The sequence below is a fragment of the Bradyrhizobium sp. STM 3562 genome (genome assembly GCF_045571435.1).
Classification (GTDB): domain Bacteria; phylum Pseudomonadota; class Alphaproteobacteria; order Rhizobiales; family Xanthobacteraceae; genus Bradyrhizobium.
The window spans coordinates 2,538,471-2,565,277 of the sequence record NZ_CP120694.1 but is presented as its reverse complement, the minus strand read 5'-3'; the positions used below and the strand labels follow the sequence as shown (position 1 = coordinate 2,565,277).

At 59.9% G+C, this 26,807-nt stretch carries 19 protein-coding genes and 2 pseudogenes; 13 read left to right on the top strand and 8 right to left on the bottom strand.

The features are described from left to right. Positions 1-137 precede the first annotated feature (137 nt). The 3 genes and pseudogenes from P6U23_RS11720 to P6U23_RS11710 form a co-directional block, all read right to left on the bottom strand. Positions 138-518: a type II toxin-antitoxin system PemK/MazF family toxin gene (locus P6U23_RS11720; protein WP_407179925.1), complete on the bottom strand. Its 381-nt coding sequence runs from the start codon at positions 516-518 to the stop codon at positions 138-140. Next, a complete protein-coding gene (locus P6U23_RS11715; protein ID WP_407179923.1) occupies positions 472-726 on the bottom strand; it encodes an AbrB/MazE/SpoVT family DNA-binding domain-containing protein in 255 nt (84 codons plus the stop codon). Before P6U23_RS11715 ends, P6U23_RS11720 begins: the two co-directional genes overlap by 47 nt. 171 nt (positions 727-897) lie before the next feature. After that, positions 898-1,231: pseudogene (locus P6U23_RS11710) on the bottom strand (cupin domain-containing protein); the annotation flags it as partial. Between the two features lie 704 nt (positions 1,232-1,935). Here P6U23_RS11710 and P6U23_RS11705 point away from each other — a divergent pair. From P6U23_RS11705 to P6U23_RS11695, 3 genes are read left to right on the top strand one after another with little or no spacing between them, the layout of a single operon-like run. Further along, positions 1,936-3,615, top strand: coding sequence for an MMPL family transporter (locus P6U23_RS11705; protein ID WP_407179921.1), 1,680 nt, complete (start codon positions 1,936-1,938; stop codon positions 3,613-3,615). Positions 3,616-3,665: 50 nt separating this feature from the next. Beyond that, positions 3,666-3,881, top strand: coding sequence for a hypothetical protein (locus P6U23_RS11700; protein ID WP_407179919.1), 216 nt, complete (start codon positions 3,666-3,668; stop codon positions 3,879-3,881). Continuing rightward, entirely contained in the window at positions 3,874-4,743 is an 870-nt protein-coding gene (locus P6U23_RS11695) for a class II fructose-bisphosphate aldolase (RefSeq protein ID WP_407179917.1), read from the top strand. The genes P6U23_RS11700 and P6U23_RS11695 overlap by 8 nt, the downstream gene beginning before the upstream one ends. Before the next feature lie 215 nt (positions 4,744-4,958). Here the strand turns inward: P6U23_RS11695 and P6U23_RS11690 are convergent, their stop codons facing one another. After that, entirely contained in the window at positions 4,959-6,797 is a 1,839-nt protein-coding gene (locus P6U23_RS11690) for a glycoside hydrolase family 15 protein (RefSeq protein ID WP_407179915.1), read from the bottom strand. 185 nt (positions 6,798-6,982) lie between these two features. Between P6U23_RS11690 and P6U23_RS11685 the strand changes: the two genes are divergently transcribed. The 9 genes from P6U23_RS11685 to P6U23_RS11645 all read left to right on the top strand — a co-directional run bounded on the left by P6U23_RS11685 (position 6,983) and on the right by P6U23_RS11645 (position 18,389). Then, positions 6,983-7,675 carry an HAD family hydrolase gene (locus P6U23_RS11685; protein ID WP_407179913.1) on the top strand — a complete coding sequence of 231 codons (693 nt, stop codon included), beginning with the start codon at positions 6,983-6,985 and terminating at the stop codon, positions 7,673-7,675. Positions 7,676-7,679: 4 nt separating this feature from the next. Continuing rightward, positions 7,680-8,765 (top strand): transaldolase, encoded by a 1,086-nt coding sequence (tal, locus tag P6U23_RS11680; RefSeq protein ID WP_407179912.1) that lies wholly within the window; start codon positions 7,680-7,682, stop codon positions 8,763-8,765. A gap of 24 nt (positions 8,766-8,789) precedes the next feature. Next, positions 8,790-10,472, top strand: a complete 1,683-nt coding sequence (pgi, locus tag P6U23_RS11675; RefSeq protein WP_407179911.1) for a glucose-6-phosphate isomerase — start codon at positions 8,790-8,792, stop codon at positions 10,470-10,472. 136 nt (positions 10,473-10,608) lie between these two features. After that, a complete protein-coding gene (gnd, locus tag P6U23_RS11670; RefSeq protein WP_407179910.1) occupies positions 10,609-11,634 on the top strand; it encodes a phosphogluconate dehydrogenase (NAD(+)-dependent, decarboxylating) in 1,026 nt (341 codons plus the stop codon). Positions 11,635-11,679: 45 nt separating this feature from the next. Then, a complete protein-coding gene (gene tkt, locus P6U23_RS11665) occupies positions 11,680-13,752 on the top strand; it encodes a transketolase (protein WP_407179908.1) in 2,073 nt (690 codons plus the stop codon). 47 nt (positions 13,753-13,799) lie between these two features. Next, positions 13,800-15,311 (top strand): glucose-6-phosphate dehydrogenase, encoded by a 1,512-nt coding sequence (gene zwf, locus P6U23_RS11660; RefSeq protein WP_407181420.1) that lies wholly within the window; start codon positions 13,800-13,802, stop codon positions 15,309-15,311. 19 nt (positions 15,312-15,330) lie between these two features. Further along, the gene (locus tag P6U23_RS11655; RefSeq protein ID WP_407179907.1) at positions 15,331-16,143 is read left to right on the top strand and encodes a Cof-type HAD-IIB family hydrolase; all 813 of its coding nucleotides are present in this window, start codon (positions 15,331-15,333) and stop codon (positions 16,141-16,143) included. A 10-nt stretch (positions 16,144-16,153) separates the two neighbouring features. Then, entirely contained in the window at positions 16,154-16,903 is a 750-nt protein-coding gene (gene pgl / locus P6U23_RS11650) for a 6-phosphogluconolactonase (protein ID WP_407179905.1), read from the top strand. Positions 16,904-17,042: 139 nt separating this feature from the next. Beyond that, positions 17,043-18,389, top strand: a complete 1,347-nt coding sequence (locus P6U23_RS11645; RefSeq protein WP_407175043.1) for an IS5 family transposase — start codon at positions 17,043-17,045, stop codon at positions 18,387-18,389. 455 nt (positions 18,390-18,844) lie between these two features. Here P6U23_RS11645 and P6U23_RS11640 read toward each other — a convergent pair whose 3' ends face one another. Further along, positions 18,845-20,233, bottom strand: coding sequence for a sugar porter family MFS transporter (locus tag P6U23_RS11640; RefSeq protein ID WP_407181419.1), 1,389 nt, complete (start codon positions 20,231-20,233; stop codon positions 18,845-18,847). Positions 20,234-20,591: 358 nt separating this feature from the next. Next, positions 20,592-21,049 (bottom strand): annotated as a pseudogene (locus P6U23_RS11635) (AAA family ATPase); the annotation flags it as partial. 395 nt (positions 21,050-21,444) lie between these two features. Here P6U23_RS11635 and P6U23_RS11630 point away from each other — a divergent pair. Continuing rightward, positions 21,445-22,575, top strand: coding sequence for an FAD-dependent oxidoreductase (locus P6U23_RS11630; RefSeq protein ID WP_407179903.1), 1,131 nt, complete (start codon positions 21,445-21,447; stop codon positions 22,573-22,575). 396 nt (positions 22,576-22,971) lie between these two features. On the opposite strand, the gene P6U23_RS11625 is transcribed toward P6U23_RS11630, so the two are convergent. Together P6U23_RS11625 and P6U23_RS11620 are read right to left on the bottom strand one after the other, a co-directional pair. Beyond that, positions 22,972-23,781 carry a cyclase family protein gene (locus P6U23_RS11625; RefSeq protein WP_407179901.1) on the bottom strand — a complete coding sequence of 270 codons (810 nt, stop codon included), beginning with the start codon at positions 23,779-23,781 and terminating at the stop codon, positions 22,972-22,974. 361 nt (positions 23,782-24,142) lie between these two features. Beyond that, positions 24,143-26,704: an ATP-binding protein gene (locus P6U23_RS11620; protein ID WP_407179900.1), complete on the bottom strand. Its 2,562-nt coding sequence runs from the start codon at positions 26,702-26,704 to the stop codon at positions 24,143-24,145. Positions 26,705-26,807: the final 103 nt, after the last annotated feature.

The window sequence follows — 26,807 nt, the reverse complement described above, 5'->3', positions numbered from 1 at the left end:
TGGGTAGCGAGCCGGTTCGTGTGGATTCTATGGGCTGCTTCATTCGTGAAGGCTTGGGGGCCTAGCTGGCCAAAACACGGCCAAGCTGAAGAGCCAAAGCCGTTCTTGCATCGTCCCGCCGCAGATGAACGGGGAGTTCAGTCGATTCCGAGCAACGCAGCCAAGCGCTCGCGCACTTCGGTTAGCACGACGTCTGGTGCTCGTCCGGCATGTTGGATCCGTCGTTTCTCCCAAGAGACGCTGCGGGGTTGGTCGGCTAGCACAACGCCGCGGAAGCCGGCACCTTCAGGCAGCTTGGCCTCGAAAGGATAGTCTCGTACACGGCTGGTGATTGGGCAGATCACGCAAAGGCCGGCTGCGGCATTGTAGTTGTGCGGTGATAATACGATGGCCGGTCGTCGGGCGCTTTGTTCGTGGCCGACGGTTGGGTCAAGATCGATCCAGATGAAATCGCCGGCCTCCGGACAGTAGTTACCAGACTTCGTTGCCAACGGGCGGCCCCCAATCAATCTCTTCATGACGGTTGTCCGGCGTTATACCGGCAACCAACTTGTCGAGTGTGTAGCGACGCTTGCGCCGCGGCGACCGGGAGATCTCGATCACCAGTTTACCGTCGCTCACGGTCATTTCGGCGGCCCTGCCGTCGCGGGCACCGATTTCATCGGCGAATGCTTTTGGCACTCGCAGTGCCAGGCTGTTGCCCCACTTCTGGAATGCCACCTTCATGTTCGGGCTCCGACATTGATGATACAATGTAGATACGAGCCGAGAGTTCGTCAAGGTGGTGTGCCCCCGGGACCGGCCGGGCACAAGACCGGAAAGCGATCGTCGCTACCCAAAACGATAATCCGAAACTCGATTGATTTGGACGAGTCAATACGCTATTCCGGAAGGTCGTTATCTGATGGGCGCGGTCAGCACTTTGTCATTGGTGTCGAAGTCTGGCAGAGAAGACAGCGAGCAGCTTTGCCGGCTCTGTCTTGCTCGCGTTGCGGCTGATCGAATGGGTCGCGCCCGGTGGTTCGGACCAGCTCTCGCCTGCCCCATAGATGCGCGTCTCGCCATCATTCACCTTCGACTCGATCGCGCCCGAGATCACATAGGCGTAGATGAAAGCCGACTTCGCGTGGGTATGGGACGGAGAGGCCGCGCCCGGCGCGTAATCGACTTCCAGGGCGATCAGCGACTTGCCTGGGATATTCGGAATGGCCGCCTCGAAGTTCTTCGTGACAATTTGTTGGCGCGCGGCATGCTGAGAGCTCTCGCGTCAAGTACGACTTGTGGTCCGATGCCCCGGAATTGAACGAGCTGGTGACTGGAGGAGCTGAGGAGCTTGAGTCCGGAGTTTTGGCGCCGGCTGAGGATCGCGGCATCCGTATGAGATTGTCCGGCGAGTAGGTGATGAGACATTCCGAGCTTGAACGATCAGGATGCTCTGTGCGATATTCCGAGGCCAACGACGACCCAGCCAGCTTCAACTGCTCCTTATCAGGAGTGCGAAATCGCAGAACATCGTAGTTTGGCGTGCAAAATCGCAGATTTGGTAGCGAGGGGCGGTCTTGTACCCTCACCCCCGGAAAAGTGCTGCGGTTCAGATCAGCCAGATCGCCGCCCGACACCGAAAGCCCACCCAAGAGGCGGCCCGTTTGGTCTCGCTGCTTGAGTTCCCCTGTGACCCGAGATCAGTTACGACGAGGGCGAAGCCTGCCAGGATCAGCAGGGCCATTATATAGCCCGCGCGGAGTTGCCACTCGCCCGCAGAATCGGACTTTCTGACCCTTCCTCATCAAAAATGTAGTGACGGCTTTTCGGCTAGCGCACTGATTTGTATGAGGCCGATACTCTATTCAGCGCAAGTCGGGCTAATGCGTCATCCCCGGAAGCAGGTCGACCGCAAGGTTTACCAGCTCGCTCTAGTCGACGTGCATGATGTTCATGCGGGAGCTGAAGTCGTTTCAGTTGGCGATTGCCACCTGCGATACAAATAATGCGGTCAGCGGCGCCGAGATGCCGCCCTCGTGCACGCAACCGGCTCCTGAACGGCTGAAGCTCCTTATCGTGACATCCGAGCGACCGAGGCCTCTCATTATGCGGACACCACTGACTGTTCGACTGGTCGATTTTTGCGTCCGGCGTTGCCGGCTGGTTGCCGCGGTCGGTGCCCTCTTGCTTGTTGTCGCCGCCACCTATGAAGTCGCACGCTTTTCGATTACCACCAACGTCGACGCACTGATATCCCGTGCTCTCCCCTGGCATCGACGTCAACTTGCTTTCAATGAAGCATTTCCGCAAAAGGGCATTTTGGTTGTGGTGAGTGCCGCCACGCCGGAAAATGCTACGCTGGCGGCAAACGCGCTGGCGCAACAAATCTCCAACCGGTCGGACCTGTTCCGCTCGGTCGAGCAAACCAATGGTGGTTTCTTCGAACGCAATGGCTTCCTGTTCGAGTGCAATGCTGATGTCGAAAAATCAATTGACGGGTTGAAGCAGGCGCAACCGTTGCTCACCAAACTGGCCGGCGATCCGACCCTTCGCGGAGCCGCCGGAGTCCTGTCCTTTGGTGCGCACGGGGTTCAGGGAGGGGAGCTGAAACTCGATCAATTGGCATGGCCTCTGTCACTGGTCGATACCGCGCTGAGCGACGTCCTTGGCGACAGGTCGGCGAGCTTCTCCTGGCAAGAGCTCTTGCAGGGACATAAGACCAGCGCGAGCGACCTGCGGCGCTTTATCGAGGTTGAACCGGTCCTGGATTTCAGTGCCTTGCAACCGGGCGCGACGGCGACTTTCGGCATTCAACAGGGGGCCAGCGAGCTGAACCTTGCCGGGAGATACCATGCAACGGTCGGCTTGACCGGCGAAGTCGCGCTCAACGATGACCAGTTTTCGGTCATCAGGCAAAGTGCGGTTCGCGATACATTGACAGCTGTCTTCGGGACACTGCTCGTTCTTTGGTTCGCACTTCGCTCCTGGAAGATCATCGCTTCGGTGTTCTTCAGTCTGGCGGTCGGCCTTTCAATCACCGCCGCGCTCGGCCTGATGGTGGTCGGCGCGTTCAATCTGATTTCTATCGCCTTCTTTGTGCTGTTCGTCGGGCTCGGGGTTGATTTCGCCATTCAATTCAGCGTGCGTTATCGCTCGGAGCGTTACAAGAACGATCATTTGCACGGAGCGCTGCTGGGCGCCGCGCGACAGGTAGCGGGCCCTCTGGCCCTCGCAGCCGGCGCGACTGCGGTCGGCTTCTTTTTCTTTATCCCGACCGACTACAACGGTCTTTCGGAACTCGGGCTGATCGCCGGCTGCGGAATGCTCATCGCCTTTCTCTGCAGTATCACCCTGGTGCCTTCGATGTTGGCGATACTGAATCCTCCAGGTGAGTCCGCGCCCATCGGCTTTCGCCGGTCTTGCGTCGCTCGACGGCTATCTGCAACAACACCGTATCCGGATCATCGCAGGGACCATTGGTATCGTTTTGGTCACTACACCCCTGTTGCAACTGCTGCAGTTCGATTTCAATCCGATGGACCTGCAGAATCCGAACGCGCCCTCGGTCGTTACCTACCGCGCACTGCACGGCCCGGCGCGCCGGCCAGACAGGACTTCTACAATCGTCGCTGACGCGAGCAATTATCTTTAGCGCACTTACCAATGCAATTGCATTCGGAAGCATGTGGACGTCGAACTATCCGGGGATGTCGAGCATGGGCAAGCTGATGGCGTTGTCGCTGGTATGCACGCTGGCCGCCGCCGTGCTCTTTCAACCGGTATTGATGGGGCGCCCGCGCCAGCGAATACCTTTAACAAAGCTCAGGGCTCAATGTCCCGGCGCTGGTGCAAATGTCGTAGCGCACAGCAAGGGCTACAAGGAGATGCGTAATGTATAGCTTACGAGATGTCTTGGAGCAGAGTCACAAAGAACGAGTGGCAATCGGCCATTTCAACGTTGCGGACTGGGTTCTGCTGAAGGCGGTGTTGTCATCCGCGCGAGAACTGAAGGTCCCCGTGGTCGTCGGTGCATCCGAGGGCGAACGGGAGTTTATCGGAACTCGCCAACTTGCGGTGCTGGTGCGGAGTCTCCGGGAGGAATGGGACTGGCCGATCTTTCTTAACGCGGATCACACCCATTCCCTGGCCAAAGCCATAGAAGCGGCCGAGGCCGGCTTTGATGCGATCGTCTTCGATCTTTCCGCGCTGCCATTCGAGCAAAACGTACGCCAAACCAAACAAGCGGTTGAAACCCTCAAGACAATCAATCCCGCCATTCTCGTGGAGGGAGAGATAGGCGACATTGGAACAGGTTCTGAGATACACGAAGAGGCTCCCGAGTTGTCGAGGGGTTTGACCTCTCCTGCAGAAGCGAAGCAGTTTGTTGAGTCTACGGGCATCGACATCCTAGCTCCAGCCGTGGGCAACATGCATGGGATGCTAAAGAGCATGGTGCATGGACAAACACGGAAGCGGTTGGATATCCAGAGAATCGCTGAGATCAAGGAAGCGGCCCAAGTTCCGCTTACGTTGCACGGCGGATCGGGAACCGACGACGAAGACTTGCGCAAGGCAATCGCCGCTGGGATCAACATCATCCATATCAATACTGAACTGCGAGTTGCCTGGAGACGCGGCTTGGAGGAAGGTTTGGCCAAACGGCCCGACGAAGTCGTCCCTTACAAGATCCTGCCATTTGCAGTCGAATCCGTGAAGAAGGTTGCTTCCCCACGCTTGAATCTATTCAATTGTGGAAAGTAGCTTGTAAAGCTCGCCCTCGGCAAAATCGACGCTCGTATCCAAGGCGCAGTCATCATTGACGCGCCCGGCCGTCCGGAAAATGTGCGGGGTTTCGGATGCCGGCCGGTTGAGGGACAGCGATCGCGCGTGGAACGGATGTCCCGGCGACCGACAAGGTTATCTGAGATAACTCTTGACGCCCGACATCGAGCGATCCCCGCAAGGTCCAATGTCGATTATGCTCGATCCCTTTCAAGGGTGTTCCGCAAGGGCTCGTCGCGATGCAGGCTCAGAACCGTGCGAATCATCGCAAGATGAGAAAAAGCCTGAGGGAAGTTGCCAACCTGTATCCCGGCTCTGGTGTCGTATTCTTCGCTGAGAAGGCCAAGATCGTTACGCAGAGCGAGCAGACGCTCAAGCAGGGCGTTTGCTTCTGCGATCCGACCTTGCATCTGGTAGACGTCGGAGAGCCAGAAACTGCACGGGAGAAAAACCCCTTCACCAGCGGGGAGCCCATCCACGCCGCTGTCTGTTCGGTAGCGCAACACCAACCCATCCGACATCAGCTCACTCTCGATCGCGGCCACTGTTCTAGCAATGCGAGGATCATCAATTGGCAGAAATCCGACAACTGGCATCAGAAGCAGGCTGGCATCCAGTTCAGAACTATCGAAGCTTTCTGTGAAGGCCTGTCGTGCCGTGCTATACGCCCTCGCACATACGGTGCGGTGGATCTCATCCCGGATTGAGCGCCAGCGATCAATCGGCGCTTCGTAGCCATATTTCACCGCGTCCTTGATGCCACGATCAAACGCGACCCACGCCATGACCTTCGAGTGGGTAAAATGTCGCCTTCTACCCCGCACTTCCCAAATACCGTCATCAGGCTCTTTCCACATTTTTTCCAGGTGATTGAGTGAGAGGTTCAGCAAAGACCGTCCTGCGACGAATGGAGCAAGGCCACTTTTTCGCGCGAAATGCAGCGCGTCTGCCATTTCCCCCCAGACGTCAAGTTGCAACTGGTCCGATGCCGCGTTGCCAATCCGGACTGGCAACGATCCTCGATAACCGGGAAGCCAAGCAACCTCCCACTCATTCAGGCGACGTTCGCCGCTTAAGCCGTACATGATTTGAAGATCCTCAGGACTGCCCGCCACCGCCCGCTGCAACCACAGGCGCCAGGCTAAGGCTTCCTCGTAGTAACCGGCGCCCATCAGGGCAATGAGCGTGAGCGTTGCATCGCGGACCCAACAATAGCGATAGTCCCAGTTGCGCGAGGCGCCAATTTCCTCCGGCAACGAGGTCGTTGGTGCGGCGACAATCCCGCCCGTCTCGGCAAAAGTTAGCGCCTTGAGCGTCAATAGAGAGCGCATCACTGCTTCGCGGCGATGTCCATGGTAAGTGCAACGTGTAGACCACTCCCGCCAGAAAGCTTCGGTGTCGTTAAGCGCAAGATCAGCATCGATGGCGGCGGGCGGCGACCGGTGCGATGGCCCGTAGGTGAGGACAAACGGCATCCTTTCGCCGCTGGAGATCGTGAAGTCTGCGGTGGTCGAAAGGTCTTCCCCCTTCAACTGGACAGGTGTTCGGAGGACAACAAGGTTCGGACCAGCAATGGCGGCGATCCCGTCCTTGTCGGGTAGCTGAGAGACCCAGGGCACAGCCGAGCCGTAGTCGAACCGAAACGCGAGCTCCATCCGAACCGACGGGCGACCCGATCGTCCATCGACAATGCGGATGATCGACGACTCGGAACGGTTCGTGGGCATAAAATCGATGACAGCAAAGGATCCGTCCCGAACCGTAAAAACGGTCTCCAGTATCATGGTGTCGCCACGGTAGCGGCGCGATGTCTTGCACGACGGGTCCGCAGGCGCGATCGACCACCGACCGTGATTTGGGTTTCCCAACAAGGCGGCGAAGCAAGCCGCGCTATCGAAACGAGGCCAGCACAGCCAATCAATTGAGCCGTTCCTGCCGACCAGCGCCGCCGTCTTGCAGTCACCGATAAGACCGTAGTCTTCAATCCGCAAAGGACCATCAAATCGTTTCTGGAATCGGCTGGCAGCATCCATCTTGTCACCATGTGCGTACCTACGCGGACATGGACGACTGTACCACGCGGCATCGAACGCCCAGATGCAGCATGCGCATCTGGTGACTGCAATCGTTTCACTTCCGAGAACGCCGATATGGGTGCAGCCTCAAGGCGGCTCGGGCCGCACGCTGAGCATATTGCGCGGAGCCAAGGGTAAGGCCGATGAATCAAGTTGTCTTCCTGGTCGATGTCGACAATACGCTTCTCGACAACGACCGCATCCGGGCCGACATCAACGCCTATCTTGAGCGCCAGTACGGTGCCTCGTGTCGCGATGGGTACTTGGCAATTCTTGAGGAGCTGTTCGAGGAACTGGGATATCGAGACTATCTCGGCGCGCTGCAACGGTACCGTGTCGAACACCCGCAGGACATGCAGCTATTGTCCATGTCATCATTCCTGGTCGATTACCCATTCGCCAATCGTCTGTATCCGGGATCCCTGGATGTGCTCGAACGACTGCGTCAGTTGGGCCCAACCGTCCTTCTCACCGATGGCGATGTCGTCTTTCAACCCCGCAAGGTTGAGCGCTCTGGGCTTTCGGAGGCAGTCAACTCACACGTGCTGATTTACATCCACAAGGAACTCGCTCTCGATGATGTCGAGGCCCGCTATCCGGCGCTGCACTACGTTCTAGTGGATGACAAGCCGCGTATCCTTGCCGCGGTTAAGGAGGCCTGGGGCACCCGCGTCGCCACCGTCCTTCCCCAACAAGGACATTTTGCCCATGACGCGAACGCCCTCGCCTCGTTCGCCGCACCTGACGTTACGGTGGACCGGATCGGAGACCTGCTCGACTGCGATCTTGCTCACCTGTTTGCGGCAGCCCCACGGCTCGAAGCTGTACGGATGTGAAGCGATGAAGGCAACGCAGAAGCTCCACGAACTCGGACAGAGCATTTGGCTCGACAACATGACCCGCGATCTGCTGACCAGCGGCACTCTGAGGCGCTACATCGCTGACTTGTCGCTGACGGGACTCACATCGAATCCGACGATCTTCGACCATGCGATCAAGAACAGCTCTCACTATGATTCAGCGATCCGCAGCAAGCTCACGGAGGGAACGTCGGGCGAGACGCTATTCTTCGAACTGGCAATCGAAGACCTGGCGCAAGCGGCAGACCTGTTCCACCCGATTTGGGACCGCACCAACGGTGTAGACGGGTGGGTCTCGCTCGAGGTCTCGCCCCTGCTCGCCCATGACACCAACGAGACCTTGGCGGCAGCGCGCGCGCTTTACCAACGTGCCGGCAAGCCCAACCTCTTCATCAAGATACCCGGCACAGCGGAAGGCCTGCCAGCGATCGAGGCCGCGATCTTCGCCGGCGTTCCAATCAATGTCACGCTATTGTTCTCCCGCGAGCAATACCTCGCAGCAGCTGATGCTTACCTGCGCGGCATCGAACGGCGCATTGATGCGGGGCTGAACCCGGCAGTCCCGTCGGTCGCCTCGCTGTTTGTCAGCCGTTGGGACGTCGCGGTCAGCGGCAAGGTCCCGGACGAGCTGACCAACCGACTTGGCATCGCAGTCGCCCAGCGTACCTACAGGGCATACCAAGAGTTGCTCACATCGGCACGGTTCCAGCGCGCCGCCAATGCCGGCGCCCGCGCCCAGCGACTGTTGTGGGCTAGCACCGGCACCAAGGATCCGATGGCGTCCGACATCCTTTATGTGAAGGCCCTTGCTGCGCCCTTTACGATCAACACCATGCCAGAGGGCACTCTGCGAGCATACGGAGACCACGGTGAAGTGCACGAGATGCTCGCGCCGGATGGAGGCGATTGCGAGCGAGTCCTGGCCAGCTTCACCGAGGCCGGTATCTGCATCGACGCGCTCGCGGCCCGGCTGCAGGACGAGGGCGCGGCATCGTTTGTGAAGTCATGGAACGATCTATTGGCCTGCATCGAATCGAAGAGCGCGACGATTCGTGAGGCGAGCTGAAAGGCTGGAGAGGAGACGGTGGTTATGGTTCAGGGTAGGCATTCACCGGAGCTGGTCAGCAAGCGACCCACGAGCGTTCCAGCCTTGCGGAGACGGCCCGCCTGGGCGGCGTTAGAGCGGCACTACCAGACCGTGAAGGACCTGCACCTCAGACAGCTCTTCGCCGAGGATCGCAAACGCGGCGACAGGCTCGCTATCGAGGCGGCTGGAATCTATCTCGACTATTCCAAGAACCGGATCACCGACCAAACCTTGGCACTATTGCTTCGGCTTGCCGAGGAATCGGGGTTGCGAGACCGCATCGATGCGATGTTCCAGGGCGACAACATCAACGTCTCGGAGAACCGCGCCGTGCTTCACGTTGCCCTGCGCGCGCCACGCGACGCTTCGATCATCCACGACGGACGCAATGTGGTGCCCGACGTTCATGCCGTTCTCGACAAAATGACGGCTTTCACGCATCGGCTACGCAGCGGCGCCTGGAAGGGTCATACCGGCAAGCGCATCCGCAATGTGATCAATATCGGCATCGGCGGATCTGATCTTGGACCGGTCATGGCGTACGAAGCGCTGCGGCACTACAGCGAGCGTGCCATGACATTCCGATTCGTCTCCAATGTCGATGGCACGGATTTCGCCGAGGCGGTGCGCGATCTCGATCCCGCCGAGACGCTATTCATCGTCTGCTCCAAGACCTTTACCACGCTCGAGACCATGACCAACGCTCGCACGGCGCGTGACTGGCTGTTGGCCGGTCTGAACGGCGAGGCAGAGGCCATTGCCAGCCATTTCGTCGCCGTCTCGACCAACGCCTCGGAGGTTGCGAAGTTCGGGATCGATACCGCCAACGTGTTCGGCTTTTGGGACTGGGTCGGCGGCCGCTACTCGATGGATTCGGCGATTGGCCTGTCGACGATGGTGGCCATCGGTCCGGATGGCTTCCGCGGCATCCTGAATGGCTTTCACGAAATGGACGAGCATTTCCGATCTGCACCGTTCGAGCGCAATCTGCCGGTTCTGATGGGTCTGCTCGCCATTTGGTACAATAATTTTTTCGGCGCGCAGACCGTCGCGGTGCTTCCCTATGAGCAGTATCTCAAGCGCTTTCCTGCCTATCTACAGCAGCTCACCATGGAGAGTAACGGCAAACACGTGACTGCCGACGGTCTCACGGTGGATTACGACACCGGACCGATCTACTGGGGCGAGCCGGGCACTAACGGCCAGCATTCGTTCTATCAGCTCATCCACCAAGGCACCCGGCTCATACCCTGCGATTTCATCGCCTTCGCCCACACCTTGAACCCGCTCGCCAGACATCACGACATGCTGCTCGCCAACGTCTTCGCCCAGACCGAGGCGCTCGCCTTTGGCAAGACCGCCGAAGCGGTGAAGGCCGAAGATACGCCGGATTGGCTTGTGCCGCATCGGCTGTTCGCGGGCAATCGTCCGTCCAACACCCTCCTGCTGGACACCTTGACGCCGGAAGCGCTCGGCAAGTTGGTCGCGCTCTATGAGCACTCCGTCTTCACCCAGGGGATGATCTGGCAGGTCGATTCGTATGACCAATGGGGCGTGGAATTGGGCAAGGCGCTTGCCCAGCAGATCATTCCTCAGCTCGAGGACCCCACGGAGCCCGAACTCAAGCACGACAGTTCGACCAACGCGCTGATCCGGCGCTATCGCAAACTCAAGGCTTCCGGCTGATGCCTCGAAGATATGATCGCGCGCCCTCGATCCCGCCGGTCAATCGCCACGGCTCGCTCGAATTCCGCCGTTCGGCCGCAGGCGTCCCGTTTGGGTGCGGCGAACCCGCGGAAAACATAATCAGGAGAGCTAACCCATGCAACTTGGAATGATCGGCCTCGGCCGCATGGGAGCAAACATGGTGCGCCGCCTCTTGCGGGGCCGACATCAATGCATCGTGTTCGACAGGTCCACAAAGGCAGTAGACGAACTGGTGAAGGAGACGGCTGTCGGCGCCGCGTCGTTGCGTGAGTTCGTCGAGAAACTGACGAAACCTCGCGCAGTCTGGCTGATGGTGCCGGTCGGCGCCGTAGACCAGACCATCGCCGAGCTGCTGCCCTACCTTGAGCACGGCGATATCGTGATCGATGGCGGCAATTCCTACTACATCGACGACATCCGCCGAGCCAAGGAGCTGACGCCCAGGGGCATCCACTATGTGGACGTCGGGACCAGTGGCGGTGTCTGGGGACTCGAGCGCGGCTACTGCATGATGATCGGGGGCGATGCCAGCGCGGTAAGGCACCTTGACCCGATCTTCGCCACGCTCGCACCGGGTCGCGGCGACATTCCACGCACTCCGGGACGCGACGAGGCGATCGGCAAGGACGGCAGAACGTCCGAGCAGGGCTATCTCCATTGCGGCCCTAGTGGTGCCGGCCACTTCATCAAAATGGTACACAACGGCATCGAATACGGCGTGATGGCGGCTTATGCGGAGGGCTTCGCTGTCCTCAAGGGAGCCAATGCCGGGAAAAGGCCCGACGTCATCGACGCCGAAACGACGCCGCTGCGCGATCCCCAGCACTTTCAATACGATCTCGACCTGGCGGAGATTGCGGAGGTCTGGCGGCGTGGCAGTGTCATCGCCTCCTGGCTGCTTGACCTCTCGGCCGCAGCCCTGATCCGGGATCCTGCGCTCTCGACCTTCGCAGGGCGCGTGTCCGACTCCGGCGAAGGTCGCTGGACCATCAAAGCCGCCATTGATGAGGGCGTGCCAGTCCATGTGCTGTCCTCCGCCCTCTACGAGAGGTTCAGCTCGCGCGGCGAGACGGATTTCGCGGACAAGCTCTTGTCGGCGATGCGTTACGAATTCGGCGGACATCTCGAGAAAACGGCTTGATTACAGACTGATCAAGGCGCGGGCGCAGGAACGGAGCCGAGTCGAATGACCAGCGAAAAGCTCGACCAATTAGCGATCAACACGATCCGCACCCTGACGATCGACGCGGTGCAGCAGGCAAATTCAGGCCATCCCGGCGCGGCAATGGCGTTGGCGCCGCTCGTCTATGTCCTCTGGAACCGGATCATGCGCTTTGATCCGAAGGATCCGATCTGGCCAAATCGCGATCGCTTCGTTCTGTCAAACGGCCATGCTTCCATGCTCCTGTGGTCGCTTCTCTATCTAACGGGGACCCGCGCCGTAAACGCCGAGTATGAAAGTCTCGGCAAGCCCTCAGTCACCATCGACGACATCCGTCGCTTCCGCCAACTCGACAGCAAGGCACCGGGACACCCGGAATATCATTGGGTCTCCGGCGTAGAGACGACGACCGGTCCGCTGGGCCAGGGAATTGCCACGAGCGTAGGCATGGCGATCGCGCGCAAATGGCTTGCCAGTCGCTACAACCGGCCTGGCTTCGATATCTTTGATTATGACATTTATGCCGTCTGCGGCGACGGCTGCTTGATGGAAGGCGTCGCCGCAGAAGCTGCTTCGCTCGCCGGGCATCTCGGCCTCGATAACCTCTGCTGGATTTATGATAATAATCACATCACCATCGAGGGCAATACGTGTATCACCTTTACCGAGGATGTCACAGCGCGCTTTCTCGGCTATCAGTGGAATGTGTTGCGGGTCGGAGATGCCAACGATCTGGAGCGGATCGAGGACGCGCTCACCATCTTCCGCAAGACCAGGGGCAGACCAACCCTCATCATTCTGGACAGCCACATCGGCTACGGGTCGCCACACAAGATCGACACTCCGGCAATCCACGGCGAGCCCCTGGGTGAGGAGGAGGTTCGACTTACCAAGCGAGCATACGGCTGGCCCGAAGACGCAAAATTCCTCGTGCCTGACGAGGTTCCCCGGCGGTTCGACGCTGGTATCGGCGCGCGCGGTGCCGAAGCGCGGCGCCAATGGGAGAAGCTGTTTGCCGCTTACCACACACAATTTGCCGAACTCGCCAGGGAGATCGACCAGATGCAGCGGCGCGCGCTGCCTGCTGGATGGGACCGAAACCTGCCAAGCTTCCCCGCTGATCCTGAGGGCCTTGCGGGGCGAGTAGCTTCCGGCAGGGTGCTGAACGTCCTTGCTCAAAATATTCCCTGGCTGATGGGCGGATCGGCAGATCTCGGCCCGTCGAACAAGACGCTCCTGACGTTTCCCGAAGCGGGAGATTTTGAAGCCGCAAGTCCCGGGGGCCGGAACCTCCATTTCGGCGTTCGAGAGCACGCGATGGCGGCGATCGTGAATGGATTGGCATTGTCGAAGGTGCGCGCTTTCGGCGCGACGTACCTCATCTTCAGCGACTATGCACGCCCGGCCATCCGCCTTTCCGCCCTGATGGAACTTCCCGCCGTCTGGGTCTTCACCCATGATGCGATGGGCGACGGCGAGGATGGGCCGACCCACCAGCCGGTCGAGCATCTGATCTCGATGCGGGCCATCCCAGGCCTGGTGGTCCTCAGACCGGCCGACGCCAATGAAGTTGTCGAGGCTTATCGCTACATCCTCGAGCTGGGTCATCAACCGGCGGTGATCGCACTATCGCGCCAGCCGCTCCCGACATTCGACCGCCGCAAGTACGCGTCGGCTGCCGGGGTCGCACGGGGCGCCTACATCATGGCGGACGCAACGGACGGCGCGCCCGAGATCATACTTATTGCGTCGGGCAGCGAGGTTGCCCTTGTCGTGGAGGCCCATGAAAAGTTGACCTCCCAGGGGATTCGGTGCCGCATCGTCTCCATGCCCTCGTGGGACATCTTCGAGCGCCAGCCGCAGTCCTATCGCGATGAGGTGCTGCCTCCAGGCCTCCATGCACGCATCGCCGTCGAGCAGGGGTCGGTGCTCGGATGGGAAAGATATGTCGGCGCCGCTGGCCGCATTGTCGGCATGAAAACATTCGGGGCGTCGGCACCGCTCAAAGAGCTGCAGCGCAAGTTTGGCTTTGAGCCGGAGCGGGTTGTCGAAGTCGCCATGGAGGTGCTGGGCCGTAACGAGAGGAAGTCGCGATGATCTCAAGCAGGGCGTTTCCGTTGACGGAAGTTGAAGCCGCGAGCCCAATGGTTGCGCCGCCGTGCGCCATCGTGATCTTCGGTGCCTCCGGCGATCTGACGAAGCGCTTGATCGTGCCGGCGCTCTACAATCTTGTCACCGCCAAGCGGCTGCCCGACGGATTTCGGTTGGTGGGTGTCGACCTGGTCGCCAAAACGGTGGAGCAATGGCGCACCGGCCTCGCCGACGCAATGCAGGAATTTGTCGGGAAGGACGGCGAATTCCAAATCGACCACCTCGATCAGGCCGCCTGGCAATGGTTGGCCGAGCGCATGAGCTATCTGCAGGGCGATCTCAACGATCCCGCGCTCTACTCCCGGATCGGCAAGCATCTGACCGAGCTTGATAGGGCCGCCGGTACGGCCGGCAACCACCTTTTCTATCTCGCCGTCGCGGACCGCTTCTTCAGCGTGGCGGTCGCGGGGCTCGCGGCCGCGGACCTCATGACCGAGAGAAATGGCCAGTGGCGCCGGGTGGTGATCGAGAAGCCTTTCGGCCACGACGTGTCGTCGGCCAAGGCGCTCAACGCCCGGATCACGACTGCGTTGCACGAGCATCAGATCTATCGGATCGACCATTTCCTCGGCAAGGAAACGGTCCAGAACATCATGGCGCTGCGCTTTGCCAACGGCCTGTTCGAACCGTTGTGGAATCGAGAGCACATCGACCACGTGCAGATCACCGCCGCGGAGACAGTCGGTGTCGAGCGCCGGGGTAGGTTTTATGAGAGGACCGGGGCGCTGCGCGACATGGTACCGAATCATATGTTCCAGCTGCTGGCGATGATCGCTATGGAGCCGCCGATATCGTTCGATGCCGATGAGGTTCGGACCAAGAAGGCGGAGGTCATCAAGGCCATTCAACCACTCGGCACCTCACAGGCCCTCAACGACGTTGTGCGGGCCCAGTATGACACTGGCAAAGTACTCGGTCGCACGGTGCGGGCTTATCGCCAGGAGCCCGACGTGGCCTCGGACTCGAGCATTGAGACGTTCATCGCCTGCAAGCTGAAGATCGACAACTGGCGTTGGGCCGGCGTCCCTTTCTATCTCCGCACAGGCAAGCATCTAAAGCGCCGTGTGACGGAGATCTCGATCCGATTTCACCAGGCACCATACACCCTCTTCCGCGGCACCGACGTAGAGCGGATGAATCCCAACTGGATGATCCTGCGCATCCAGCCCAACGAGGGCGTTGCACTCGAATTCGCAGCCAAACGTCCTGGCCCGACTGTGAAGTTGAGTTCCGTCAGCATGGACTTTGCTTACAGGACTTACTTCAAGGCCGAACCCAGCACTGGATACGAGACCCTGCTGTTCGATTGCATGATAGGTGATGCAACCCTGTTCCAGCGCGCTGACAATATCGAGGCCGGTTGGCAGGCCGTTCAACCCATCCTTGACGCCTGGGCGAACCATCCGCCTCTGAACTTTCCGAACTATGCAGCGGGCGGAAGTGGCCCCGCCGCAGCTGACGAGTTGCTGGCACGCGATGGGCGCGCCTGGAGACCGCTGGACTGAGCCTGCCATGGAGGTGGTGATGATGCCGAAGATTTCCCTTGTATTGGCAGACGTGGACGGCACGCTCGTTAACGAGGAGAAGGTCCTGACGAGGCGCGCGCAGAACGCTGTCAGCCAGTTGCGACACGCCGGCATCCGCTTCGCGATCACCAGCGGCCGGCCGCCACTCGGCATGGCCATGCTGTTCGACTTGCTCGAGCTCGATACGCCGATCGCCGGCTTCAACGGCGGGCTCTTCGTCAAACCGGATCTCACGATCCTGGAGCAAAAGACGGTGCCTCTTGCTGTGGCGAGCGAGGCCGTCGATCTCATTCGCAAGCATGGTCTCGACGCCTGGGTCTATCGCGGCAATGACTGGTTGATCACGAACGCGGACGCCCCGCATGTCGCGCGTGAGGCTTGGACCGTCAAATTCGAACCGAAGATCGTGGCGGATGTCGGCAAAGAGCTCGACCAAGTTGCCAAGATCGTCGGCGTCAGCGACGATTTCGACAAGGTGCGGCGCTGCGAGGCAGATGCCCAAGCTGCCTTCGGACGGCACGCGACGGCGGCGCGGTCACAACCCTACTATCTCGACATTACCAACAAGGAAGCGAACAAGGGTTCTGTCGTCGATTATCTGTCAAGCCATTTGAATGTGCCGGCCGGTGAAATAGCCACGATTGGCGACCAACCAAATGACGTGTTGATGTTCAAGAAATCCGGCTTCAGCATCGCGATGGGAAATGCTTCCGATGAGGTAAAGGTCCAGGCCGATGCCACGGCTGGCTCCTACAATGACGAGGGTTTTGCCGAGGCGATGGAGCATTTCATTCTAGGTTCGTCTGATTGAGCTTGCAGCCATGGGCGAGACCAGTGATCGCTGTGAAATACTTCCCGATCCGGCGGCATTGGCCCGCCGTGTGGCCGAATGGATGACCGCGGCTGCGCTCGCCGCGAAGGACAAATTCCGGGTGTCGCTTTCCGGCGGGTCGACACCGAAGACGCTTTACCAACTTCTCGCGAGTGATGAATTCAGCGCCCGTTTCCCCTGGCAGCGTGTCTTCTGGTACTGGGGAGATGAGCGTTTCGTTCCCCATGATCATCCCGACAGCAACTATCGCATGGTCCGTGAAGCGATGCTTACGAAGGCACCGGTGCCAGCTGAGAATATTCGTCCGATCCCCACCGACGGGAGCCCGCTGGACGCGGCCAGTCGCTACGAACGGACTCTGCAAGAGGCGTACGGCGGGAAGATCCTCGATCCGACCCGTCCGCTCTTCGACGTGACCCTTCTTGGCCTTGGTGCCGATGGCCATACGGCTTCGCTATTGCCTGGAGAGCCGGTGTTGGAGGAGCGTCAGCGATGGGTGGCGGCCGTCTCGCACGGGCGCCCCGAGACTCGCATCACCATGACTTATCCGGTGATCGACAGCAGCCACCGTGTAGCGTTTCTGGTGACGGGCCGAGAAAAGGCTGCCATCTTGCGGACAATCCGCGCGGGGAGCAGCGCTGCTCCTGCGTCCCGCGTAAGACCGGTTGGTGAGCTCTTCTGGTTCGTGGACCAAGCTGCGGCTAGTGAGTCGTCCGTGAAAATGAGCCGAGGCCGTTGAGCGGGAATCGGTTTTTGGCGCCGGTTGCGGTTTTGAGATTGCAAGCTTTCGAGGGTTGAGGCCTCGAAAGCTTGCAATTTCGTTTTCGAGATCCCTCGAATCGCCGGGCATGATTCTGTGGTCGCAGCGGAGGGGACCGATGCGACCGAAAAAGTCGGAACCGACAGCGGAAGGCGATCTGTTTCGCGCCAGGCTGGATCAGATCATCAATCTGAAGCACGAGCTGGTGCAGCTCGGCGCCAAGATCGACTGGGATTGGATCGATCGCGAGATCGCACCGCTCTACAGCGACAAGGGCCGGCCGGGCGTGGCGAGCCGCTTCCTGATCGGGCTGCTGCTGCTCAAGCACATCTACGGCTTGTCCGACGAAGGCGTCTGCGAGCGCTGGGTCTACGACCCGTATTTCCAGCACTTCACCGGCTTTGAATTTTTCCAGCATGAGTTCCCGCACGAGCGTTCCGGCCTCAGCCATTGGCGCAAGCGGCTTGGTAGCAAACTGGAGCTGTTGCTGGCCGAGAGCCTGAGGGTAGCGCATGAGACTGGCGCGTTGCGGACGCGCGATCTGAAGCGGGTGACGGTGGACACCACCGTTCAGCCCAAGGCCATCACCTTCCCGACCGACGCCAAGCTCGTCCATGCGGCGATCAAGGGCCTCAATCGGCTGGCACGCGCGCACGGCGTGCGGCTGCGGCAGTCCTATCTGCGTATCGCCAAGCGGGCGGCGATGATGGCCGGGCGCTATGCCCACGCCAAGCAGTTCAAGCGCCATCGTCGGCAATTGCGCAGCTTGCGAACCTGGCTCGGCCGGCTTATCCGCGACATCCGCCGTAAGATCGGAGGTCAGTCGGAGCTTGAGGCTGCCTTCGAGCAGGCGCTTTTGCGCGCCGCGCAAATCCGCTCCCAGGAGCAGCGCCAGCGTGGCTGGAAGCTCTATTCCTTCCACGCGCCCGAGGTCGAATGCATCGGCAAGGGCAAGGCCTCGGCGCCTTATGAGTTCGGCGTCAAAGCCTCGATCGTGACCACTAACGCCCGCGCTCCGGGCGGCCAGTTTGTGCTGCACGCCCAGGCGCTGCCGGGCAACCCATATGACGGCCACACGCTCGGTGACGTCATCGAGGCCACCGAGAAGCTCACCGGTTGCGCGATCGAGCGCGGCTATGTCGATAAGGGCTATCGCGGCCACAAAACCGAAAACCCGCGCCGCGTCTTCATCTCCGGCCAGAAGCGGGGCGTCTTCGGCGCAATCAAACGCGAGCTCAAGCGCCGCTCAGCCATCGAGCCCGTGATCGGACACATGAAGACCGACGGTCAACTCGGCCGCTGCTATCTCAAGGGCCGCGAGGGCGATGCGGCCAACGTCATCCTCTCTGCCGTCGGCCACAATCTCCGCCTCGTCCTCGCCTGGCTTAGCCTTCTGCTACGCTTGATCTTGAACGCCTTGATGCGACTGCTCGCCGCCCCAACCGCGCTCAAATCGGCTTCTTAACGGACGACTAGTGAAGAAAAAAGGCCTGACTGAGGTGCGACCTCGATGCTGACACTATCGTCGTCAACCTCGCCCTGACAGCCGCGCTAACTCTGCTGTTCACGCGGCTGGCCTTCTCGATCATCACATCGAGGTCGGATGCCATCCGTCGCCGGCGCGGTCCCCGGTAATCAGATAGACCGTCGTTCGCCCCGAGGCAACCTCGTCGATCGCGCGCATCGCATGCGCAACGCGCCACCTGGACCCCAGTCGGGTCTGCAGAGACTTGGGCAGAGATCGTTCGTTGCTGATCGTTCGCCAGAGGTTGCAACATGCCCCATTGAGGCACAATGACGGCATGTGCAGCGGGGACATTGGCGCCGCCGACAATGCCAAGTCGAAACGGCCGCACGACCGCGGCAAATACGGGATTGGTCGTCTCCCCTTCTCATGGAGGCGGATACCGTCTCGACGGTTCATCCTTGCACTGCCCACATCCGCTGGATGTCTTCGAGCGATTTCCGCTTGGTTTCGGGCACCGACCGATAGATCCAGACCCAGGCAATCGCGCACACCAGCGCGAACAGCCAGAACGTCAAAGGACTCCCGACGGCTTCGTCGAGCGACAGGAAGAACTGGCTCGCGAGATAGGAGGAGCCCCAGTTGACGGCGGTGGCGAGCGCAACGCCGCGACCGCGCACGCGCGCCGGGAACACCTCGTTGATGACGGTCCAGACCACCGGGCCGAGCGAAAACGCGAAGCTTGCAATGAATACGATGAGGGCCGCAACCGTGACAGTGCCCGCCAGAGTGGGCCCACCCGCCGCGGGAGCTTGGCCCGCGGTTCCGATGAACTCGAACGCCACGCCGACCACGACCAAGCTCAGACCCATTCCGATAAGGCCGGTCAGCAGCAATTTGCGGCGCCCCTCATCGTCGATGAAGGCGATGGCGATCAAGGTCGCGAGCACATTCACGCCACCGATCGCCCAGGTGGTCACCTCGGCCTGGGACTCGGCCGATGCAAATCCTGCCGAGCCGAATATTTGATCCGCATAGTAGATGATGGCGTTGATGCCGGTAATTTGCTGGAACATCGCAAGTCCGACCGCGATGAGCAGCGGACGGCGCCATTCTCGGTGTAATATCTCGCTCCACGGAGCGGGCTTTTCCTCGGTGCGAAATGCGAGCTCAATCGCGTCGAGATGCGCGTCGACGTCGATGTGTGGCTCGACCTTGTGCGCTTCGGCACGCGCCTCGGCGCGCCGATTCTTCATGATCAGCCAGCGAGGAGATTGCGGCGTCACCAGCGCGGCGACAAACAGCAAGAGTCCAGGCACCGCGGCCGCCCCCAGCATCATCCGCCAGTTACCGCTCGCGGACAAATGCGCATTGACGAGATAGGCCAGGAATATTCCGATCGTCAGCGCAAGCTGGTAGCTCGAGATGAATCGGCCGCGAAGGCTCGCCGGCGCGAGCTCGGCGGCATAGAGGGGTGCGGCGACCGCAGCGACCCCGACGCCAATGCCGATGACCAGACGTCCCGCGACCAGGACGAACGCCTCGGGCGCGAAGTATTGCACGGCCGCGCCGAGTGTGAAGAGCGCGCCGGCAACCATCAAGGTGCGCTTGCGTCCGATCGCATCGCCCACGTTGCCCGCGATCAGTGATCCGACGAGCGCGCCCAAATTGACCCAGCTCGTCACCACTTGGAGCATCAGCACGCTGAGATTGAATGTCGATTTGATGCCGGGCAGCGCGCCGGAAATCACACCCTGGTCATAACCGAACAGGCCGCCGGCAAAGATGATGACGAGGACCACGACGGCAAGCCAGAAGGTGAGCGTCTCGGCACCGGGCGGTATCGTCTTCAGCCCCCAAGGCCTCCGGCCAAGGGGACGGGTGCAGTCGAGTCCCTGCTTGAGCCGCTCGATTGCAAGTTCATGAGTGCCTCCCTTGCGGGCACCGGTGGGCCGAGCCCAATTGCGCGGCGAGCTTCATGTGACGTCGTGCGCTCACAGCAGGTCGTCAGCGATCGCAACGATCGCTGGTGCCTGGATCGACCGCGCGCCGCATTGGGATCAACTGACCTTCCAACCAGCTAAGCGGCTTGTCGTCTGCCTGGAAGTGAAACTACTTCATCTACGAGATGAATCCCCTTCACTTACGGCACCTCCCTGTCAAGTTAGGCCTCGACGCATAAAGTTCGCAGCGTTTTCAAACGCGAAAGGCCTGAGCGAGCGTCGCATAGGGGATGTCACGCTTGTACTGGTCGAACTTGCCTGCGGCGAAGAGCCCGCGCGGCGGCACCAGCGTCTTGTGCAGTTCATTGACGACCGAGGACTTGCCGATTCCGGCATAGCCGGAGACCAGCACCAGCTCCGGAACGCCGCTCTTGACGATGTGGTCGAACGCGGCGAGCAAGCTCTCGATCTCGAGCGTCCGACCGTAGAGCTTCTCGGGATGACCAGCCGGTCGGGCGTGTCCTGTCGGCCGAGTGGGAAGTCGCCGATGACCCGCCGGGCTTCCCATTCGACGATGCAGCGCTGCAGATCGCGCTCGACGCCGGTTGCGGTCTGGTAACGCTCCTCAGCAGTCTTGGCGAGCAGCTTCATAATGATCGCAGAGACGGCGCCTGGGAGATTTTTCAACCGCGCGCTCGGCGGCGCCGGTAGTCTTGCCCCAAGGCGCGCTCGAGCGTAGCGACAGCCGCGTGTGGCGCGCGAAGGGCCGGCAGGAGCTGCCAACGGGCCGTGCGTCTTCGCCTCGGCAAAGGGCCAAGCGGCGGCCTCTGGAAGTTAAAAGTTGCGATCAATTCGATTTTCCTTTCGTTTGTGTCAAACGTAACGTGTTTCTCCTCTATCTCTGCTCGCAGCTGTAGTAGGCGTTGTCGGCATGGCGTGAGAGCAAGAAGGAAGGGCCCTACCCTCATTCACGAAGAGATGACCGTATCGAGATAACCGCTTAGCGCGGTGAAGAGCGTGGCTCCACATCCAGGCCATGATCGATTTGATAGCCTGAGCGCGCCCCCTCCGAAGAAGCCGCTTCTGGACGTAGTAAGACCGTTGAGGAACGTTTGTCCTATTCGTACGAAAACTCACTTCTCATTGTAGGAGGCGGAATTGCCGGATCCGCGCTTGGTCGGGCTCTCCAGCGAAGAGACCTTCCCTTTCGTATCATCGAGCGCCGGCGAACCCCGTCCGATGGTGGACTAGCCATCAACCTGCCGGGGAACGCGATCCAGGCACTCTCGGCACTTGGCCTAAGAGAGCCGATTGAGAAGTTCGGACATCCTTTGCGGCGTCGGGAATATCGCACCGCTAGCGACAAGCTTCTGTTCGAAATCGATGAGGACGCTTTTTGGGGCCCGGCGCTTCGGCCACGTAGCATTCGGCGTTCTGTCCTCCTTTCGATGCTGACCCACGACTTGCCCGAAGCCTCACTCCTTTATGACGCTGACGTCCAATCAATGACGTTACATTCGACGCATGCCGAGCTTGGATTGACAGACGGGACCAATCTGGCCGCTCATTTGGTTGTCGGCGCTGATGGGGTCCGCTCGACGATCCGCACGGAAGCCTTCGGAACGCAGTGGGGTCCGGGGCACGCCCTGCTCGCGGAAAGGAGTTGGCGTTTCATGGCGCCGAATCCAGGCGTCGATTGCTGGACCGTTTGGGTCGGTGACGAAGGAATGGTGCTTCTCATGCCCGTCGATGACCGCGAAGTCTATGGGTGGGCGGCCAACACGCGACCATTCTCGCAAGGCGATTCTCCGGAAGCGCTGGATCGGCTCACATGCAAGTTTCCCGAGCGCGTCCGAAATACCGTGCTGGATGTGGTTGCGCGACCTAATGCGCTTTACCATTCTCCGCTGGAGGAAGTCCGCCTGAACCGCTGGTATAACGGCCGAGCGGTGCTGATCGGCGATGCTGCACACGCCACTGCACCAGTTTGGGCGGAAGGCGTAGCGCTCGCGCTTGAAGACGCCATAGTTCTCGCTCGCTCGCTTTCTACGATTCCCGCCGAGCTTCCGGCCCTCGCCGATTTCGAAGCACAGCGGCGATCACGTGTGGCTCATGTTCAAGCTCTGACCGACGCGATGTCGAAGGCGGCCAAATTACCTCCACTCGTTCGAAAGGCCCTTTTTCCATTCATCGGGCCGAAGCGCTACCGGCAGACTTATGAGCCACTGAAGGCGGCTGTTTGAAGCGGTGGTCGTCAGCCTTTAACTCGATGCACAAATTTAGAGAATTGGCCGCCCGGGCATGATCCCAGGGTTTGCTGACAATCACGTCAAGCTTTCCTTGCTCAGCGAGCACCGCGTCCACCGGAGCCTTGACCTGTTCCCTCTCTGTCACGTCGCAACCAAGGGCCATGGCCTTCCCACCTGCCAGAAGGTGCAATCCTTATCTCGTTCCCGGACGCAATCAGTCCGAAATGGTGAAAACGACTGCTAATCCGGTGATCGTCGTGACAGAATGCTCGGCGGCGCCTCCGCTGTCGGTCTTGACTATGCGAAGACGATGCTCGACACGCGCCCTCGTCTCACCTAGCACGCCTGCCGGCAATGCTCCGGCAGCCACGCATGTTTGCCGAACTTCAATTACGGCACGATAGCGAAGGCGCGGGCCGGAAACCCGAGGCCGTCTTTGACCTTGGGCCAAGTGACAACGATCAGTGCGCCTTTTTCCGGTACTTGATCGAGATTCGCCATGACCTCGATCTGATAGTGTCCACTCTTCAGGATGTACGTCTCCGAATCCATTTTGTCGGTCGTATCCGTATCCATGGACTCATGACCGGTGGCGGTGACATGTCGCTGCTCGTAGAGGAATTTGATGGTTTCGAGCTTCCAGGCGGGAAACGGGGCGCGCTTGAAGCGTTCTGGATTGCTGTCCCAGTCCTTGTACATGTCGGTCCGGAGCGCGACGAACGCGCCGGCCGGCACATGGCCGTTCTTGCGCTCCCATGCGCGCAGATCATCCAGTGAGAAAGCGTGGTTGGGGTCCTTGGCGAGATAGGGCGTGTCGTTGAGCACGATGAGCGGTAGAATCATCTGCTTGAGAGGGATGTTATCCATGGTGATCCCATGCTCGTCGAAATGCGCGGGCGGGTCGACATGTGTACCATATTGTCCGACCATCTCGTAATAGGTGGTTCGAAAGCCGTCGCTTGCGATGGTGTACGGCCGCTTGGTCGCGGGATCGACGGCCGGTGTCATCTTGGCCTGTCCGAACCCGGCCCAGACCGGAGTGTCCGTCCCAAAACTGTGGGTCAGATCGACGAAACGTGCGTTCGCGATCGTCTTGTAGATCTCATTGAGCGATGCGGCGGTCGCGCTTGCATTCGTGAGAAAGGCGAGGGACGCAGCGGCGAGCAGGCGAAGAATGATACCGGGAGCGTTGGTCTGCATATTGGTTCCGGGATTGCGCTTGAGGGAAGGAGAGCCTGGGTTGGATCGGGGTCTCCCGCGGATTTGCAAGAAGCTGGATCGGCAGTTTATGCTGCTGCATTCCGTTCACGCGGCGACAGTGCCGCGCTGCTGAGGCTCGGCAGCTGTCGGCTGATCTATGCGGCGCAGGCTGGCATCGGCATCATACTATTGCTCGCTGTGCTCGTCGGATTTGCCGAGAGGCCGCCAAAAGCCATCTTCGCGTGCTGACGCACCCGCTTTCCTGCCTACATTGTGGTGGGCGCCGCCCGGTGGTGGTGCGACAACGGATGGCCTCTGGCTGCCGACGCGGCCGGTGGGGACGGCTCGTCCAAATGCACTCTCAGGTCGCATCGATCGTCCGTTGTACATACTCTGCTAGGTCCGCGCGGCGAAACGGCTTGCCTATGATGGGGAACTCGCCTCCCGCGCTGTGTCGAGCCATCACGTCCGCTGGATTGCCTGAAGTGAGCAGAACCTTGATGCCGTTGCAGAGCCTGGTCGCTTCGCGAGCAAGCTCAATTCCGTTGATTCCGCTCGGCATCACGACGTCAGTGAACAGCAGGTCGAATTTCTTCTCGCCCTTGAGCAAGCGGATCGCTTCAAGGCCGTCCCGGGCGCAATGCACCTCATAGCCGAGTTTGCTCAGCATCGCGGATGTTACATCCAGCACATCATCGTCATCCTCGACCAGGAGGACGCGTCCCGCACTGAGCTGGCTGTCCTGAGAACGTGGGGCTTCGTCCTCAACATTAGGCTCGCGGGCAGATTTTGGCAGATAGAGGCTAACCGTAGTTCCGAAGCCAAGTGCGCTGTCAATTGTGACATACGCGGAAGACTGCCGGACGAAGCCGTAAACCATGCTGAGGCCGAGCCCAGTCCCTTTGCCCACGTCTTTTGTAGTGAAGAAGGGTTCGAACACGCGCTCTAGGGTCTCGGGGCTCATGCCGCATCCCTTGTCCTTGACGGCAATCTTAACGTACAGGCCAGGAGCGATTTCGCCTGCCGTTTGTTCCTCCAGCTCGACGTTCAGCGCCTCGATCTCCAACGAGCCGCCGCCAGGCATGGAATCCCGTCCGTTCAGGATCAAATTGAGCAGCGCCGTTTGGAGCTGTGCAGGGTCGACGTCGCACGCCCAGAGCTTTTCATCAGCTTGTATTTTGAGTGCGTAACCCTGCCCGAGTGCGTGGCGAATGAAATCCTGAAAGTCTAGAATCAGCCGGTCGGCATAGATCGCCTTTGGACTTAGGGTCTGCCGACGCGAAAACGCGAGCAACTGGGCAGTTAGGCTTGCGCCTCGATCGGCGGCTTTCCGTGCAGCTGCCGCAAGCTGCCGAATGCTCTCTCTGTTTCCTGCACATTCCTCGATAAGTTCGAGCTTTCCGGCTATCACCATCAAGAGGTTATTAAAATCGTGAGCGACACCTCCCGTTAATTGGCCGACGGCCTCCATCTTTTGGCTTTGATGAAGCTGCTCCTCCATGTGTCGGCGAGCCTCAACGGCGCGCTTTTGCTCCGTCACATCCCGAAATAAGACTATGAGACCTTCTTCGGAAGGGAACGCACTCACTTCGTACCACAAGCCATGACGAACGCAGAAGGTCTCGAAGGACGTCGGCTGCTGCTGCTGCATTGCCCCCCGAATGCGGTGCAGAGTCTCGATTTCCACGTCCTCAGCAAGGGCCTGCCCTATTTCAATGCCGACCAGCTGACGCCCCGCGGCGAGCCGTCTCTTGGCTCTGTCGTTCAGATAACTGATGCTCCAATCCCGATCGATGATTAGGACACAATCCGTCGCGCTCTCAAATATGGTCGTAATTCGGGCCGCAGCCTTTTCGGCGCCCTCTTTCGCTCTATATAATTGACGCTCGCGTTCGTCCAGCGCATCCACCATCGAATTGAATGCGTCAGCGACTCCCGCAATTTCCGAGCGCTGATCGCGGATTTCCACTCGACGCGCATAGTCACCGTCTCGCCATCGATTGGCGGCGTCAATCAGCTGCTGCAGCGGATTTTTGATGAACTTTCGGGCACCAACCCAGGTCAATATCAACACCAGCGACGTACTTGCTATGATCAGCAGGATGCCCAGCAAGGTACGACGTTCGATGTCTCTGAATGCCAAAGCCTTATCGAGCCCGAATGCAATCGCGAATCCGCCGGACTCTCGTTGCAAGGACGAGTAACCCACGATGCGTTCCACGCCATCAGCGTCCTCAAGATCATTGGGAACGCCACCCTGCTCCCTCGAGGCTTCGGCAGTGCTCATCTTTCGGCCGACAAACCGGTCGTTGTCCGGATAGCGTGCCAGATAAGTGCCGTTCCGATCTGTTACGGCCAGCGCTGCGCCAGGCGGGATGTTAACTCGGCGGATGAAGTCGGCCAGCCAGTCCAGGCTGAGAGGGGCCTCGATGACACCTGCCATGCGCCCATCCTCGCCGTAAAAGGGCAACGCAAACTGAACGACCTTGCGCCCGGTCGAAAGCCCGATCGAGAATTCGCCAACTGTGAATTTTCCGGTTCGAACGGCTTCCGCAAAATACGTTCGGCCGGCAATGTTGACCCTCCTGCCATGAGTGCCGCAAAAGGATTGGCCATTCATGTCGACCACGATGAAGGTAAGGAATGCAGGGTAACGCTGCTGGATCGCCGAGAGATACCAGCTGCATGCCGCTGCGTCCTTTTTCTTGATTGCGGGCAGTTCGGACAGGGCGATCAGGACTTCGCGGATTCCTTCAACGATCTGTAACTGCTGCGCAGCCGCCAGCTTGGCAAAACCAAACGCCTGCTCTTGCACTTGTAGCTCAAGCGAACGGCGGAGAGTAAACTCGTTGTACGATTGGATTCCGATTGCGGGCAGAAGCGAAAGTGCGACCAAAACGAACAGACGCGACAATAATCCCAATGTTCATTTTCTCCTAGACTGAGGTGGCCGGAGGTTCGGTCCAGTATCGGCGAGCGCTTGAGCATCTGACCGTAAGCACAAGCCTATTTTTGCTCGCCGCTGT